The 17364-nt window shown below is 43.3% G+C and carries 12 protein-coding genes and 1 pseudogene; 2 read left to right on the forward strand and 11 right to left on the reverse strand.

Annotation, left to right across the window (positions count from 1 at the left end):
* Nucleotides 1-337: 337 nt before the first annotated feature.
* Complete coding sequence (leuS, locus tag HG267_RS20130) at nucleotides 338-2965, reverse strand: leucine--tRNA ligase (RefSeq protein ID WP_045873430.1); 2628 nt, start codon at nucleotides 2963-2965, stop codon at nucleotides 338-340.
* An 87-nt stretch (nucleotides 2966-3052) separates the two neighbouring features.
* Here leuS and HG267_RS20135 point away from each other — a divergent pair, with 87 nt between their 5' ends.
* Nucleotides 3053-3520, forward strand: coding sequence for a gamma-glutamylcyclotransferase (locus HG267_RS20135; protein WP_045873429.1), 468 nt, complete (start codon nucleotides 3053-3055; stop codon nucleotides 3518-3520).
* Between the two features lie 13 nt (nucleotides 3521-3533).
* On the opposite strand, the gene HG267_RS20140 is transcribed toward HG267_RS20135, so the two are convergent.
* The gene (locus HG267_RS20140; RefSeq protein WP_045873428.1) at nucleotides 3534-4154 is read right to left on the reverse strand and encodes an anti-sigma factor family protein; all 621 of its coding nucleotides are present in this window, start codon (nucleotides 4152-4154) and stop codon (nucleotides 3534-3536) included.
* A 168-nt stretch (nucleotides 4155-4322) separates the two neighbouring features.
* Nucleotides 4323-4979 carry a sigma-70 family RNA polymerase sigma factor gene (locus HG267_RS20145; protein ID WP_045873427.1) on the reverse strand — a complete coding sequence of 219 codons (657 nt, stop codon included), beginning with the start codon at nucleotides 4977-4979 and terminating at the stop codon, nucleotides 4323-4325.
* Between the two features lie 988 nt (nucleotides 4980-5967).
* Between HG267_RS20145 and HG267_RS20155 the strand changes: the two genes are divergently transcribed.
* Nucleotides 5968-6753, forward strand: coding sequence for a L,D-transpeptidase (locus HG267_RS20155; protein WP_045873426.1), 786 nt, complete (start codon nucleotides 5968-5970; stop codon nucleotides 6751-6753).
* A gap of 166 nt (nucleotides 6754-6919) precedes the next feature.
* Here the strand turns inward: HG267_RS20155 and HG267_RS20160 are convergent, their stop codons facing one another.
* From HG267_RS20160 to HG267_RS20195, 8 genes and pseudogenes are all read right to left on the reverse strand, one after another.
* Nucleotides 6920-7462 (reverse strand): late competence development ComFB family protein, encoded by a 543-nt coding sequence (locus HG267_RS20160; RefSeq protein WP_045873462.1) that lies wholly within the window; start codon nucleotides 7460-7462, stop codon nucleotides 6920-6922.
* Nucleotides 7463-7583: 121 nt separating this feature from the next.
* On the reverse strand, nucleotides 7584-8519 hold the full coding sequence (locus HG267_RS20165) for a M23 family metallopeptidase (RefSeq protein WP_045873425.1): 936 nt from the start codon (nucleotides 8517-8519) through the stop codon (nucleotides 7584-7586).
* 301 nt (nucleotides 8520-8820) lie between these two features.
* Nucleotides 8821-9777: an AEC family transporter gene (locus HG267_RS20170; protein WP_045873424.1), complete on the reverse strand. Its 957-nt coding sequence runs from the start codon at nucleotides 9775-9777 to the stop codon at nucleotides 8821-8823.
* A gap of 241 nt (nucleotides 9778-10018) precedes the next feature.
* The gene (locus tag HG267_RS20175) at nucleotides 10019-10708 is read right to left on the reverse strand and encodes a DevA family ABC transporter ATP-binding protein (protein ID WP_045873423.1); all 690 of its coding nucleotides are present in this window, start codon (nucleotides 10706-10708) and stop codon (nucleotides 10019-10021) included.
* 135 nt (nucleotides 10709-10843) lie between these two features.
* Complete coding sequence (devC, locus tag HG267_RS20180) at nucleotides 10844-12019, reverse strand: ABC transporter permease DevC (protein ID WP_228045489.1); 1176 nt, start codon at nucleotides 12017-12019, stop codon at nucleotides 10844-10846.
* Nucleotides 12020-12110: 91 nt separating this feature from the next.
* Nucleotides 12111-13334 carry an ABC exporter membrane fusion protein gene (locus tag HG267_RS20185; protein ID WP_228045486.1) on the reverse strand — a complete coding sequence of 408 codons (1224 nt, stop codon included), beginning with the start codon at nucleotides 13332-13334 and terminating at the stop codon, nucleotides 12111-12113.
* A 619-nt stretch (nucleotides 13335-13953) separates the two neighbouring features.
* A pseudogene (locus HG267_RS20190) lies at nucleotides 13954-14142 on the reverse strand (hypothetical protein); the annotation flags it as partial.
* 506 nt (nucleotides 14143-14648) lie between these two features.
* Nucleotides 14649-17273: a chloride channel protein gene (locus tag HG267_RS20195; protein ID WP_045873421.1), complete on the reverse strand. Its 2625-nt coding sequence runs from the start codon at nucleotides 17271-17273 to the stop codon at nucleotides 14649-14651.
* Nucleotides 17274-17364: the final 91 nt, after the last annotated feature.

Consider the following 17364-nt stretch of genomic DNA (forward strand, 5'->3'; position numbering starts at 1 on the left):
TCTTGCGAGGTTTCCTCCGCTCAGAACTTTGTCAGAGAGGACAGATGACAATACTGCTCGGTTAAGGATTTTCAACTCGGAATTTGGTTTGGGGAATAAGGTTAAAGGGTAAGGGTTGAAGGTGTTTTCTTACTCCTTTTCCCCTTCCCCTTTTGCCCTTAACCGACCAGTATTGGGACAGATGACAGTCTTAAACAGAGAATGTGCAACTTAAACGCACACCAGGAGTAGGTATCTTGGCGACTACAGCTTTACCTTATACCTTCAAAAATATAAGGTGCGTTAGCCTACGGCATAACACACCCTACAAAATTCATAGCTGGAATGGTTGTAATTCTTAGCCGATGACAAAATTCACCAACTTTCCAGGTACAACAATTACCTTTTTAATTTCTTTGCCTTCAATGTAACGCTGGGCAACTTCTGATTCTCTGGCATATTTCTCTAAAGCAGCTTTATCAGCTTGCGATGGCACTTGAATTGCACCGCGAGTTTTGCCCATGATTTGAATGACCAAAGTAATCTCATCAGCTACCAAAGCTGCTGCATCAAAAGCTGGCCAATCCTGAGTATGGACAGAACCTCTGTTACCCAATAAATGCCACAATTCATCAGCAATATGTGGCGCAAAGGGAGCAAGCAATACCACTAAAGTCTCAATTCCTTCAGCATATATTGGTGAAGTTTTGCTGCTGCTATCAGTTAGGGCATTACTCAACTTCATCAATTCCGAAATAGCCGTGTTGAATTGATATTCGTCCTCCACATCTTCTGTGACTGCTTGGATAGCAGTATGAATTGCTCGCCGCAGCTCTTTTTCCGGCTTCGTCAAATTAGAGATATCAGCTTTCTTTTTCGATACTCCAGCAGCAATATAATCTGTTACCAACCGCCAAACCCGATTCAAAAAGCGGAATTGCCCTTCAACATCAGCTTCATCCCATTCCAAATCTTTTTCTGGTGGCGCTTTGAACAAGATGAACATTCGCGCTGTGTCTATACCATATTTGTTAATCACATCTTCTGGTGCGACACCATTACCTTTAGATTTAGACATGGTGGCATACAGGCGTTGTAAAGGTTCCCCTGTCTGAGGATCTCGCGGGTTAGCAGGATCTACTAAATGAGAAGCAATCCATTTATCTTTGCCACCCTTATTGGGATTCATGTATGTTAAACCCTGCACCATCCCTTGAGTCAACAGACGTTGGAACGGTTCATCAAAGTTCAACAAGCCTCTATCTCGCAGCACTTTAGTAAAGAACCGCGAATACAACAAATGTAAAATCGCATGTTCAATTCCACCCACATACTGATCCACTGGCATCCAGTCGTTAGTTTTACTGGAATCAAACACCTGTTGTTCGTTCTTTGCGTCAGTAAACCGCAAGAAATACCACGAGGAATCAATAAAGGTATCCATCGTGTCAGTTTCTCGCCTTGCGGGAGTGCCGCAAGTGGGACAAGGCACATTTACCCAGCTTTCTAACTGAGTCAAAGGCGAACCACCACGTCCAGTAAATTCCACTTCTTCTGGTAACTGGACGGGTAAATCTTTTTCTGGGACTGGCACTATCCCACAGTTGGGACAGTGAATCATAGGAATTGGCGCACCCCAATACCGTTGCCGCGAAATTAGCCAATCACGTAGGCGATATTGTACCCGGGCTTTGCCAAAACCTTGCTGTTCGGCATATTCCACGATTGCTTGCTTGGCATCTGTAGAAGCCATGCCACTAAATTGACCAGAATTAATTAAAATTCCTGGTTCGGTATAGGCCTCGTTATATTCAACCTGAATAATATTAGAGACTTCGCCATTTTCATCGGGAATTGTGGAACTAAAATCTTTATCTGCAACTGCCTCCGGTTCGACAATCACAAACTCAATGGGCAAATTATATTTATTGGCAAACTTAAAATCTCGGGCATCGTGGGCAGGTACACCCATGACTGCACCTGTACCATACTCATACAGTACATAGTCAGCAATCCATATCGGCAGTTCTTCCCCAGTAAAGGGATTGATTGCCTTACCGCCTGTGGGGATACCGCGCTTAGGTTTGTCTTCTGCAGTCCGTTCCAATTCGCTTTGATTGGCAACTTCTTGCACAAAAGCATCTACAGCTGCTTGCTGCTCTTTTTTGGTAACGCGCTTGGTTAAAGGATGCTCTGGTGCTAACACCAAATAGCTCACACCATAAACTGTATCTGGGCGTGTAGTGTAGACGCTAATTTTCTCATCTAAGCCGACGATGGGAAATTCCAAGTAGGCCCCTGTGGATTTGCCAATCCAATTGGCCTGCATTAACTTGACGCGTTCTGGCCAACCTGTTAATTTATCCAGGTCATTGAGTAATTCTTCGGCATAGTCAGTAATCTTAAAAAACCACTGCCGTAATAATTTCCGCTCAACTTTTGCCCCACTGCGCCAGGAACGCCCTTCATTATCAACTTGTTCGTTAGCCAATACAGTTTGATCAATGGGATCCCAGTTCACTGCGGCTTCTTTTTGATAAGCTAACCCCGCTTGCAAAAATTGCAAGAAAATCCATTGTGTCCACTTGTAATAGTCTGGCGAACAGGTGGCAACTTCACAGTCCCAATCAATAGATAACCCCAAGCGCTGCAATTGCTGCCGCATCTGGGAAATATTTTGATAAGTCCACTTGGCTGGTGGTACACCACGGTCAATGGCGGCGTTTTCTGCTGGTAAGCCGAAGGCATCCCAACCCATTGGGTGCAGTACCCGATAACCTTGCATTCGCTTGAGGCGGGCGATCACATCAGTAATTGTATAATTACGAACGTGGCCCATGTGTAGGCTACCCGATGGGTAGGGGAACATGGATAAAGCGTAGAACTTTGGCTTGGCGCTATTTGTAGGGGTTTTATCTAAGCCCAGTTCAGCCCATGTTTGTTGCCATTTTTCCTCAATTGCTGCGGGGTTATATCGGGAATCCACCAAAAAATGCTCCTACTGGAATCTTGTTCTATGTCTGCCTCCATATTGTAATGGTAGGCAAACAATTTCAGTTGGGTAAAATAAGCTATGAATGAATTAAACATAAAATTTTCTGGAATTGTGAGCGTTTTTGTTTACGGCACTCTCAAACCAGGGGAAGTTAATTATAAAAGATACTGTGCTGGCAAAGTCGTAGATGTCGAAAGAGCTATAGCCCCAGGTAAACTGTTTGCACTACCAATGGGCTATCCTGCTATGACTCTAGGGGACAGTCAAGTTCAAGGATATTTACTTTCATTTGCCGACTCGAAAGTTTTGAGTCAGCTAGATGAGCTGGAAGATTACCAGCCGCAACGCCAAATGTCAGAAAATCTCTACAATCGCCAGGAGATTGAGATCCACAATCTCCAAGGCTTATCCTTGGGTTTGGCTTGGGTTTATTTTATGTCACCAGAGCAAGTTCAGCAGCTAGGAGGTATGCTGCAAGCCAATGGCTGGTGGACTGGCTGCGGTTTAACTGCCAGCGACCTGCCGTCAGGATTTGCCAATTTATAATTAATTAAGCAATTTAGTTAATATCCTGCCCAAGATGTCCTTGTTTAGGCGCTTCTTGATGCACTGGTTTGGTCGGAGAGGCAACTGCTGCTTTGGGAATTTCGATTACTGGGTTATTGATGGCCACCATCAAAGGTGACTCAGGAACCGCAGGTTCTGGTACAACTTCCTGTCTAGGTTCTATGCGTTGTTGCGCCAGTTGTAGTGTTTTGGTGTCGCCACCTGGAATAATTCCAGCTAGTGAGCCAATAACAACAGCAGCAACAGCAGCACTGCCAAATGCCCAAACTATCTGAGAACGTCGGCGTATCCGTGTCATCACTTGCTCGACGGTTTTCTCTATCGGCTGTTCGCAGGCCGGAACTGGCATTGCCCGCAAGCCTTGCCGGAGATTTAACAATCGCGCGTACAAGCACTTAACGGCAGCATCGTTAGCTAGCCATTCTTCTACTTGCCGACGTTCAGCAGCTGTCACCTCGCCATCGAGGTAAGCACTTAATAACTCGAAGCGATCGCGCTTCACTATATCATCCATAGCACCCGTTGATTCATTGGTAGGCCTAGCCATTCCATCTGCTAACTCTTGATATATTTGCCAGCGAGAACGGTCATCAAACTGAGAATCAGTAGTCATCTTAACATTATTACCAATTCATACACGGGTAAAGACAGCGAATATTTTGGAGAAATTCATCAATTTTCTTTCTAATGGCAGAGTCTCTTTAAAATTTCTACACACTTATTAATCTTTATTAATTAATACTGAAGTTCTGCCATTTGGCAGAGGTAAGACACTGTAAATTTAAGCATCTAGATAGTTTTGCAACTGAGCTTGCAATCTAGATCTAGCTCTGGCGATTCTTGACTTCACAGTTCCTAAGGAAACCCCAGTGATTTCGGCAATTTCTTCGTATGCCAAACCTTCGATTTCTCTGAGAACAATTGTAGTACGGAATACTTCAGGTAAATCAGCGATCGCTTCTCGCAGTTGCTCGTAAAATTCTCTAGTGGTCAGTTCTTCCTCTGGGCCAGGAGTATCTCCCGCAATCTCCCAATCCATCTCGCCATCATCTACTGAGCGGGGAGCATCCAAAGACAAGGGGCTAACAACCCGTTTGCGTTTGCGTAACTCATCGTAAAACAAGTTAGTTGCAATCCGGCTTAACCAGCCTCGAAATTTAGATGGTTCTTGTAGTCGGTTAATATTCCGATACACGCGAATCCAAACTTCCTGAGCCAAATCAGCTCTGTCAGCCCAATCTGGTGCTAAGTGATATAACACGCGATCGACTTGAGTTTGATAGCGGCGCAGTAGTTCTGCAAACGCAGCACGATCAGGGCGCAGTCCGACTTGACAGCGCAAAATTAAATCGTGATTAGAGAGTTTGTCAACTTGCACTGATGCTTCCGAAAAATTCGCATCAACCGTTGACCAGGATACAGTAATCGATTGACTCATAGATCGTACTGGCTTGTAAATCATCCCTTACTATTAGACCTGGTAATTGCCAGGAAGTTCCGCAATCAGGGACGGATTTATGACTGGAACAAGGAAGTGTATAAGTTTGAGCCAAAATTTAGTAATCAGGAGCGCAGTTTTTCAGCCAAGACCCTTGCAAAGCCTGATTTTTAGCGATAATCTTCTCCCAACTAGAGACCCAGCAATGTTACTGACATTTGTGCTGTTAGTGACATCTGGCCTCATACGCTTGACATAAATAGTGAAGAGTGTATAAAGCATATTAGGAAAATTTGGGATTGGGCATGGCGCATTGGGCATTGGTAATTATGAGTTTGTCTACCTTCGCTGATCTACTTTGCTCCGCTGCTTCCTCATTCTCCTTCTGATTATTTGCCTCAAACTTCCCTGGTATTTTTACAAGTATTCAGGAATCAGGGGGATGACTATTCTTCCCCAAAATTTCCTCGAAAAACTAAAATAGGCAAGGTTTTGATATCAGCAACATTTTAGCTAGGACAAAATCAAAATTTTCACATTTTCAGATGTTGTAGCTGCTTGGACTTTTATTTATTTGGGGTTGTGACTAGAATTGTTGCTGATGTTTCTATATGCGGCTGATAATTGGTACCTGTCTTTTGTTGATCTGGTACCCGAACTTGCAAAAAGAAATTAAGGGAAAATGTGATTGTGATTGCTAGCAATAGTTTTTCAAACATGGTCTTCCTCCCACCCACACCATTAATGATTGATTGCTGCACCTCAAAAGTTTCAAGGAGTGAAGTCTGGCATTTCAATATTTATTGGTTAAGACTTCCGCATAGCCTTAGTGTGCCCACTGGTATTTGTAAATTCATAAGGAAATTAAGAAGTATTTATAAATTTTTGATGATTGGATGACTCAGTACATCTAACTAGCCAACGGATATGTCAGGGATCAAAATAGGTGGTGGCAATGATAAGAAATGTAACTGTAACGCGGATAATTATGTGGCTCTGTTTTGGAACAGCAATCTTATCTCTAGCTGTCCATTGGCGTGTTATGTCTACAGGGCAACAGTTTGAGGCGCTAGCATCGAATCAGAATCAACCGAAAAAATTACCTCAAAAAGATCTAGGAGCTACCGCGTTTGGTGCATCTGTACTTCCTGATGAATCTACTCAGAGGACATCTAGATCTAACAAATCCTCGACAACAAAGTTTCATAATACTAATTCGGGAGCAGTCAATAAAAATGTAGCTAGAGCAACTGATGGCTCCCAAAATACGCGACTGATATCGCCAGAACAAAAAAAGAATTCTCTGTTGTCTTTTCTGCCACAGTCATTTTTACCGCAGGTTTTAGCTCAACAAGAATCATCTAATAGTAGTCAGTGGAAAACTGGCGACAAACATGTGTTAGTTGATTTAAGCGATCGCCGTGCCTATGTTTATCGTTCAGATGTAGTCATCGCCAGTTACCCCATTGCAGTGGGTAAAAAGGGTTGGGATACGCCCACAGGTTCTTTTCAAGTGCATCATATGCAACATAACCCTGTATGGCGGCATCCAATTACTAATAAAGTTTTTGCAGCAGGCCCTGATAGTCCTCTGGGAGACCGATGGATTGGATTTTGGTCAGATGGACATAATGAAATTGGCTTTCACGGTACGCCAGATACTAATGTTTTAGGAACTGCGATTTCTCATGGTTGTTTAAGAATGCGTAATCCTGATGTCCGATTGCTGTATGAGCAAGTGAAGGTAGGGACATCAGTGATTGTTCAAGATTGATTTCAGTCATGAAAAGCCATTGCGCCTTTATCCCTTGGTGTAGTGCATCGTCAAGCGGGGAATCTGACAAGGGCAATGGGGTTTCTCCAAGTAAAGCCAGTGATATTCCAGAATCAAAGGTCAACTGAGGATTAACAGTTGACCTGGGACTGGAGACTCTTGAGCATTAAGATTGGGCTTTTTGCTCGAAAGTGGGTGCGTAAACTTGGAGCAGGTTACTAACTTGGCGGAGAACTTCATTACCTGTGCTTTTGGCCACAACAGGCGTTCTATTGTCATTGGGTTGATCGAGGTTACGACCGATCGCTTCACCTATTTGCAGGGCAATTAGTTCTTGAAGTTCTGCCTTAGCGCGCTGACGCTGGTAGTTAGCACCTTCTTCCGTAGTCGCATATAGGGGCGGCAGGCGGTTGAGGGCATAAGCGGCAATATCGCCTACATCTAAAGAGCTTTCGCTAGTAGCTTCAATTTCCGCTACACGGGAGATCGCTTCTGTTAAGACTAACTCCTCCATGACGTTAATAAATTGTTTGCGAGGTACCGCCACAACTTCTCCAGTTAATAGCGCCCCCATTAATCTATCCAGCGCCATATACTCTTCTATTGAGAGTTCAGAGGCGTTATCACAGATGCGCCCAACTTCTGCTTCCATTGCTGGTGTCAAATAACCATCCTGGAGAGCTTGTTCTACAATTTTTTCAATACTCATAACGCTCATCATCTTTTAGCCACCGAAGCAAGGTAGGGACGGTACCAATCTAGTCCATTTTGCCTAATTATAGGCAAAAAAATATACAAATTATGTACAGTCTTGATCAATCTTATCTTTGTTATTCAACAACCTTAGTTCGCCAAGGCGTAGGATCAATCGATACACCATTAACATAAAGACCCCAGTGCAAATGCGGGCCAGTGGAAGCACCCGTTGAACCAACTGCGCCAATTAGCTGGCCTGGTTTAACAATGTCGCCTTCTTTGACATTAATGCGACTGAGGTGCATGAAAATACTGGTGACTCCTTGACCGTGATCGATGCCAATGACATTACCGTGAACCCGAAAACCTTGGGAAACTTTGCCGACTAAAGCCACTTTTCCCGCAGCTGGGGCAACTACGGGTGAACCGGCTGCACCAGCGTAGTCAACGCCACGATGATAATAATCATCTGCAAATTTACCATTATAGTAACGGCGAACACCATAAATTGTACTCACGCGGCCTTTGTTTGGCTGTAAAAAAGGGCCACTCCAGTACTTTTCGGGTGTTTGTAAGGCTTTAAAAGCTGCTACACGTTTTAATTCCAGTTCTGTGGCTTCTACTCCAGCTTTCCCTGGTGGTAGATTTATTCGCTGTACAGGAAAGGTGCGTTTTTGCACTTGCACTGATAAGTTTTGCACCTGATCGTCCCCGGTAACTCGGAGTGTTCTCTTGCCAGCCTGTTCTAGGGGACTTGTGGGGATAAAAGCCCGATATTGATTAGGTGCAATTTCAAACGCAGGGTAAGTCTTATCGCCACTCGTCACTGTGGGATTATTACCATTGGCGGGATTATCTACATTAATCACAACTGAGATTGTGTCACCCAATTTAGGACTATTAGGATTTACCTGTACCTGCAAAGCATCGACAGGCAATGCCAAGGCGACGGGAATCGCAGCAAACATCCCCGTGAGCAAATTTGCTGTTCGTCGATGGGGTGTCAGACCTTTGATATTAAAACCAAGCCACTGAGTTTGAGAATTATTAGTGCGATTCTCGATAGTCATAGAGCCACAAAAAAACCTAACTTCTGTGGACAACAGACTAGCTTACTACTACTAGTGTTTCCTCATAGAAGTAAATATTCTCTAAAAAGATAAATCTTTTTAAATTGTCCAGAGGCTAAACTCTAATTGCCTAATTGTCAAGAATCGGGAACCAAATTTATTTTAAATCTTTTGGCTAGCTGAAATAAATCACAGTTTAGCCATCAAGGAAAGAAGAATTTAGGGAATTACGGATAGTTTAACTGTATTTCTAGTTTAGTCTAGCGATCGCAGACAATTATTTTTATACTGTTACAAAATTTTAGCTAAACCAAGCCAGCCACAGAGGAAGTACTAGGAGCAATCCGACAAAAGTTAAGGCAATACTGCTGGCTAGCAAGTTTCGGTCTAATTCATAAACTTCCGCCAAAATCAGTACTGAAAGCCCGGTGGGTGTCCCAGACATCAGTACTAGTACTAACCTTGGTTCACCAATTACACCTACATAGGTAGCGCCTAACCCCACCAACAAAGGCACAATCAAAACTTTCAGCAGACTGGCCACTACAGCCATTTTCAAACTATTGCCGATTTTGATGGCTGTCATTCGTAAGCCCACCAACAACAAAGCAAAAGCTATCACTACCCAAACAGCTTGTTCTAGCCCTGACTCAACGACTGGGGGCAATTTGATAAATTGAGTATTTAACCCAATAAAAAATGCCCACAAACTCGGGACAGTTACCAAATCCCGCACCTGAATCCACCAATGGTTTTTAATTTCTCTGTTACCAAAATAGCTGGCAATTAAAACAGCAATGCCGTAGGTGCCTATAACATTGTTGGTAACGCTGAATAATACTGCCCAGTCCATATTGCTAGGGCCAGTTAACACCTGTGCAAGTGTCAAGCCGACAAAGCCTGTGTTGCCTAAAATCGTAGCTAAAATAAAACTGCCTAAACTGGCTCGCACCACAGGATCATCAAATGAATTTTCTGCTTGCTGTTTGGGACTGGTGCTGACTCGCAATCCCCACCAAAATAACAGTGCGAAAACCAGACTCAGCAGCAATACTCCAATGGCGATCGCAGGTATTAGCCCCCCATGAGATAAATCAGTGTGACGTGCTAAAACAAAAAGTTGCAGGGGAACTCCTACCCAATAAAGCCCATACCCCAGTAATTTGAGAAAACTCTCGGGGATAAACCGAGATAGCACTAGTCCTAGTCCTATCCAAGTCAATAGAGGAGTGTAAGCATGTAACAGGTTTTCAATCATTGTCAAATTGGCACCTTTATTCAGGTGTCAGCAGGATTGCTGTAAACAGCACTTTCCTATTGTCAAACTGTTACGACTTTTTACTTATTGCTTTACAAAATTTAAAATACTTGACGTTTAGCCCTAAGAGTTAATAGACAAAGCTTAAGAAAACCTTTATTTTTACGACTTCTAGGCAACTGGCAACAGCTTTTAGTGGGAATAAATAATTTATAAGATAAAAAACTTTAAATTGAATTATTTAATTGATAACTTTAACTTTTGACTTTAATTGACCGTCTTCGAGATGCACAATGCGATCGCCTATATCGAGAATCCGATTATCATGAGTCACCATGAGGATGGTACAGCCTTGTTCCTTTGCCAATTTTTGCATCAGGTTGACGACATCTCGCCCCGATTGACCATCAAGCGCCGCAGTCGGTTCATCAGCTAGAACAATTTGGGGATGACTGACTAAAGCACGGGCGATCGCAACTCGCTGTTTTTGTCCCCCTGATAATTGATCGGGGTAGTAATGCAAGCAATTTTCTAAGCCTACTTGCTCTAACATTTGAGCTGAACGCCTATGCATTTCGGCTAATTCAATATGCTGGTGGAATTCCAAACCCATTTTGACGTTTTGGAGTGCCGTCAAACTACCGTGTAAATTATGCGCTTGAAAAATATAACCATTACGTCGTCGTGACTCTACTAGTTGTTGGTGACTAGCACCGCAAAGTTCTCGCCCCAAAACCTGCAAACTACCAAATTGGGCAGAACGCAACCCACCCACCAAGGTGAGAAGTGTTGTCTTCCCAGAACCAGAGGGGCCAGTCATGAAAACTATTTCACCACTGTAAATCTCCAGGTTGATATTAAATAAAACTTGCTTGCGGAGTTGACCATGACCAAAATAGTGGTCGAGATTGCGGATCGAGATCACTGGCATAGTGGGGACTGGGGACTGGGGACTGGGGACTGGGGATTGGGGACTGGGGATTGGGAACAAGGGGGATCAGGGGACAAGGATAAATCCCAATTAACAATTGACCAATGCCCTATGCCCATTGCCCCATGCCCATTGCTAAAACATATCAGCGGGGTCAGCAGATTGGAGTTTGCGGGTGGCGATCGCACCGGAAATGGTACACATGATGATGGTGAGTAATAGCACTTGTAAAGCTCTGATTCCAGTCATGTAAATTGGTAAATTTGTGGCGTTGCGGGTGAGATAGTAAAGCCCTAACGAGGCTGCTGTACCTGGAATAAAGCCTAATAAAGCCAAAATTACTGCTTCTTCAAACACGACGCATAGCAAGTATAAATTGCGATAACCCATAGCTTTAAAGGTGGCATATTCTCTGACATGGGCATTCACATCTGTAGATAGGACTTGATAAACCAGAATCACCCCTACAGAAAAACCCATCGAGACACCGAGATTAAAAATAAACCCGATTGGGGAGTTGCGACTCCAAAAATCATTTTCAAATTGAATAAATTGTTCATGAGTCAGGATTTTGACTTCGTTTCCTAGATGGGATTTTAATCCTGCTACTACTTGTTGAATGTCAGCACCGGGTTGTAGCTGAATCAAACCGACACTGATATTGGCTGCTGGTTGGTGTGGAAATAGCCGCAGAAAGTTCTCATCGCTAGTCATTAAAGTGCCATCAGCACCAAAAGAAGCCCCGACTTTGAATAAACCACTAATAGTTACCGTTCGGCGTTCAATTTCTGTCTTCACAGGTTTACCCTGTTCTAGTTGGGCAATCGTTTGTTGATATTCGCCTCTAGCGCCACGGTCGAATAATACGGTATATGGTTGTTTAATTGCTTGTAATTGTTGATTAACTTCCGGTAAATCGAAAGTTGGTTTATCTGGGTTGAACCCAATCACCAAAATTTCTGTGTCACGTCTTGTTTGGGGATTCTTCCAAATCATTGTACCGATATAAATTCCTTCAGCTGACTTTACCCCTGGTATATCCATAGCTTGATAAAGTCGCCGCCGAGAAAAGGTAGATATTCTTTGCAGGTTACGGGTTTGGGAACCAATGACAACGATGTCTGAAAGTAAACTGCGATGCAGTCTGGTGTTACTGTCATATAAAGCACTCTGAAAACCAAACTGCATAAACATCAGAACATCAGCAAAAGCGATGCCTGATAATGCTACCAGCAGCCGACTTTTTTCATGACTCAGTTGCAGCCATCCTAAAGGTGTTCGTCGTCGTAGTTGTTGCAAAATTCCCATCATTGAAGTGGTGAGTAAAGTCAAGATTCATAGAGACGCGATTCATCGCGTCTGTACAAGAGTCAACAGTTTTTTTATTCCTAATCCCGAGTCCCTAGTCCCCAGTACCCAGCCCCTTTGATAGTTGAATTACCACTTTGACTTGCATATTGGTAAACTTGGCAGCTTTCTGGCTGGAGTCTGGATCTAAACGTACATGAACTTCAATAACTCGGGCATCAATGTTGCTAGCTGGATCGGTATTGATGACATTCTGGCGGCGTACTTGTAAACCAATCCAATCGACGGTTCCCTGCAATTCATGGGGGAGAAATTCATTCACTACTTGCACTCTTTGCCCTGGATGTACTTTGCTGATATCGCTTTCGTAGACTTCGGCTACTGCATACATTTGGTTGGTTTGGCCGATGTTAGCGATACCGTCATCTGAAACTATTTCTCCCGGACGGCTATGGATCTCGAATACTTGTCCAGCTTGAGGCGATCGCACGTAAGCTTGTTGTAAGTTTGCTTGTGCTAAATTCATGGCTGCTATGGCGCGATCTACTTCTGCTTTAGCTGCTGCAACATCTACGCTGCGAACCTCGCTAATTTGATCTAGGTTAGCTGCAGCTTCTTTGAGTTGTTGCTGGCTTGCTGATTGAATTTGCTGCAACTGCGCTTGGGCTTGTTGGAGATTTTTACGGGCACTTTCTAAGGCGAGACGCTTACTATCTTTTTGGGAAGCGGAAATTGCACCTTGTTCATACAACTGCTGATAGCGGTTGTCTTCTGCTGCGGCATTATCAACTTGAGCCTGGAAACGTTCAACTGTAGCGATTTGTGCCGCAATATTACCTTTGCGTTCTGCTGCTAAACGTGCGATCGCAGCTTGCTGGGCTAGGATTTCACCAGGTTTCGCGCCAGCTTGGGTTTTAGCGAGGTTTGCCTGGGCAACTTTGACTTGTTCTTGGGCTTCTTTTAATGCTGCTTGTAGGCGATCGCGACTGTCTAAAATGGCTATGATTTGACTTTTTTTAACTCTATCTCCTTCCTTAATCAACAACTGCTCTACTCGGCTTCCTTGTGTAGAAACAGTAGCAGAAAGTTTAATTATCTCTCCCTTTGGCTCAAGTCTTCCTAAAGCTGTTACTGTTGTGATTTCTGGTAATTTTTTCGCTGCGACCTTTGTATCTAAATTACCAGAATATTGCAATCGTTTTACTGCATAAAAGCTGATGCTGCCAACCAATAAAGATGCAACTATACTGATAAAAACAGATAGACGCAGAATCGATTTAGGGGACAATCTGTACCCTAACTTTGAGTTTTGCACCATACATTACCTCTTACTGGTGGCGCATACAATCTAAACTTGGAAAGTAATTAGTTTATCGATAATTAAGTAATTGCTACCAAGTATCTATTCAGACATTCACGTTAAATTTAGATTAATTGGTGTGAATAAATTAGAGTTTTTCTGACAATTCATAGGTGGTTTTACTTAACCATTGGTTAACTCTCTTATCTGTCATTTAATGTTGACTGATTATTGTTTTATAATTTTTAACTCCATCTAAAAACTGAATAGTTGAGAAACTCAGCATAGAACATTTTGAGATAGCAGAATATAACAATAAAAGCCTGTCTCAAGCATTCAATAATTAAGCTTAAATAAACTACTTTTGTTTTGTTAAGGTCTGGAAGTATGTTAGACGCTTTCAATTTTATGGGTTGTAACAGCGCCAACAATCAAAGCTAAATAACTATATTTCATAACTTTTACATTTTTATAAAAATATTTGCTTTGTATGAAATAAACCTGGTACTGATAAATTTACAGATACAGCAGATTCGATATTTATGAGGTACAGCAACTAATTGAAAAAAGTAATGAGTAATAAGTAGTGAGTAATAAGTAAATTTCCTCTCAAAGGGTGACAACCTACCTATAAAGGTTGCTGCAAGTTTAAAAATCGTTGTAGGTTGCGTTTGCGACTGCCATATTGAATCGGTTGGGGAAAGACACTCGCTAAAACTGAGAGTTTCGCTTGACGATGAACTTGTAGCAATAACAACAATAATTTTAAAGTTATACTAATTTGAAAAAAGAATGCGACAGATTGTAGGGGCAAGGCAGTGCTCATACGTGTCAACTTAACGTGAAACCCGCTTGGTTGCAAGGTTTTGCCCTCACCCCCAGCCCCTCTCCCTGTGGGCGAGGGGAGCAAGAGATTCAATTCCCCTTCTCCCTCAGGGAGAAGGGGTTAGGGGATGAGGGCGAGGGATTTGTACAACGCCCGCCGTATATAGCTTTGAGCTTAAGTTTACACCTCTGGGCACTGCCTTGCCCTCTAGAATATATTGATGTGTCGCAAACATTATTTGATTTGGTATTAGATACTGGCTTTCATTCAGATGGCTACGCAGGGTTTTTTGCTAAGATTCAGGAAACATATTTTTCTGGGGGAGCCACAAAAATGCTCCCTATTTTTTGTCTCCACCATCTTTTCAAAGTTTTGTCCTATCTACCTTAGAGTTGCCTTGTCACCCTCTCAGAATCACAAATGCCTTGATGTTCTTTATAAATGCTCAGGAGAAAGTTCAGTTAAACGCTGATTTTGAAAGTGTGTAGACATTGCACCCAATGCTTTTAAATGTCAGTAATTGCACCCCTCACCAAAATGACTGTACTTTCTACACCAGAAGCGATCGCTTCGGGAATATTACCTTGAATTGCCTGCTGTAATAACCCTTCTCGGGAAGCGCCTAAAACTACTACATCGTACCCCTCGGTTTTTACTAAGTTAATTACGCCTTGGGAAACTGAATCAGCTTCAACTGGGCAAGCAATTACCGTACTAGATAATTTGCGGTGGTGAATTAGCTGGCGGATGGACTGTTCTAAAATTGTCATGTCTGGTTCTAATTCCGATGGTTTAAATACCCTGGTGAGGCGGATGAGGGGATCGTCTCCTAATGTCACTAAAGCTGGAAGTAATTTAATCGCCATCCTGGCATTGGGGCCACCAGCCATAGGTACTAACCAACGGTTGAATGACTGTTGACTGTTGACTGTTGACTGTTGACTGTTACCTAATTTGACTAACATGACATCGCAGGTAGCTTGGCGAATGATGCTATCGACAACTGTGCCAAAAATCCTACCTGGGGTAGATGTGTTACCTTTCCAACCCATCAAAATTAGGTCAATGTGACGTTCGTTGATTGTCTCTAAAATCGCTTGGGCGACATCATGGGCGACGCGGATTTGTGTATGTACAGGAATGCGCCACTTTTTGGCTAATACTTCTGCTTGTCTGAGTAAGCGGCGACTTTTGGCTGTCCTAACTTGGGTTTCGGTGGGGGAACTGTGGCGCGAGACTAAAATAACTTGCACACACTCGATTTCATAATGGCGATCGCGGGCGATCGCAGCTGCCATTTGTAATAAAGTCGCTGCTGTTTCGGGGTTAGCAACTGTGACTAGTAATCTACCTCTGCCAACGTTGGGCGCTCGCGTTTGGTAAACTACATAAGATGGTTCGGGTTGCGGCCCTGGTGTCGCATTCTCGCAGTTGAGATAGTCGGCTTCTGCACGAATAATATCTGCACGGGTAATAATGCCAATCAGTTTTCGCCCTTCTACTACTGGTAGGCGACTAATTTGATAACGATCCAGCAAATACAACACATTACTGAGGTTGTGTTTTGGTGTGACCGTGATTGGGCTGGGTGTCATAATCTCCCGTAGAGGCGTATCATTTGGGATATTGCGATCGCGGATTTTGAGTAAATCAGATTGAGTAATAATGCCTACAAGCTTGCCTTCTTCAACTACCGGAAATCCCCGGTGATGAGAACGTGAGAATGCTTGTATAGCCTCCTCTGCACTCATTTCTACATCCAGAGTTTCTACTCGTTGTTGCATCACATTATTAGCTGTTAATGTTCTCATGACGCTCTCTACAGGAACATTACAAGCGAGGGTGATACCTTTTAACAGTAAAAGCTTCTCGTACAGCGAACCAGGGACTACTTTCTCGGCAACCAAGTAAGATGCTACACAAACAATCATTAAAGGTAGCACTAGGTTGAAATCGGTAGTCATCTCAAACACAATCACAATGGCTGTGATGGGGACTTTAGAAACGGCGCTAAAAAATCCGCCCATTCCCGCTAAAGCGTAGGTAGTAGGTAAACCACCTCCTAAAATTTGGGACTCAAATACACCAATGATGTGCCCTAAACAAGAACCTAAAATTAGGCTAGGTGCGAATAAACCTCCAGGTGCGCCGGAACCAAAGGCGATCAAGGTAAGAACGAACTGCGCCACAAATGCGATCGCCGCTAATAAAGGATTGGCATCACCTGTAATAAAATACTCTCTTAACCCAGTATTATCACGAAAAGAAGCAGGAAGGATAGCGATGACACAACCAGATATAAAACCTGCTAAAGCTACTCTGAGCGGTAAACTGATGTGTAATCGGCGATAAGTTTTGATACTAAAAACTAAACCCTGATTAAATAATGCACCGAACAATCCAGCTAAAATGCCCAACAGCAGGAAAAAAGGAATTTCTGGGATGGAAAATTGACTTTGGGATTGAGTTAAATGCAGGTTTAAGTCTAGACTACCGCCACCCAATAAACGAGATATTACCCCACCAATAAACGAGGCGATAATTGCAGTTCCCAGAGTTAGTCCTGATAAATCTTGGAGTAACTCTTCCACAATAAACAAGACACCTGCGATCGGCGCATTAAACGCAGCTGCCAAACCTGCACCCGCACCTGCTGCAATCATCTGTCGGCGGTAATCTGGAGAGGTGGGAACCCAACGACTCATCCCAGCTGCTAAACCTGCACCTACTTGCACAGTGGGGCCTTGCCGTCCTAGAGTCATACCAGAACCCAAGGCAATAATGGCGCTGAATAGCTTCACAGCTGCCACACGCCAAGATAGAGTTATGGGCACATTAGCCAACGAAGCTTTAACTTGTGGAATACCGCTACCTGAAGCCTCTGGCGCAAACCTTTCTACCAACCAGCCAGAGACATACCCCAAACTCATGCCCACTAAAGGTAACGCCAACCATACCGGAAACAAGTGAGTCGTATGAACTCGCCATGTCCCCAACCATCCCGATCCCACTTTCAAAAACACTGCCGATAAAGCAGCGACAATACCGATCACAGATGCTTGTGCGATCGCTAAACCTCTTCTTGGCTGCCACAGTCTACGAAAGCGCTGAGTCAGAACAGGGAGCGGCATAAAAATTTAAAAAATATTAAGTTATTAATACATCAAATCATATTTTAGATGGGGATTGGGGACTGGGGACTAGGGATTGGGGATTGGGGAT

Origin of the sequence: Tolypothrix sp. PCC 7601, assembly GCF_025677855.1 — a bacterium.
Taxonomy (GTDB): Bacteria; Cyanobacteriota; Cyanobacteriia; order Cyanobacteriales; family Nostocaceae; genus Aulosira; species Aulosira diplosiphon.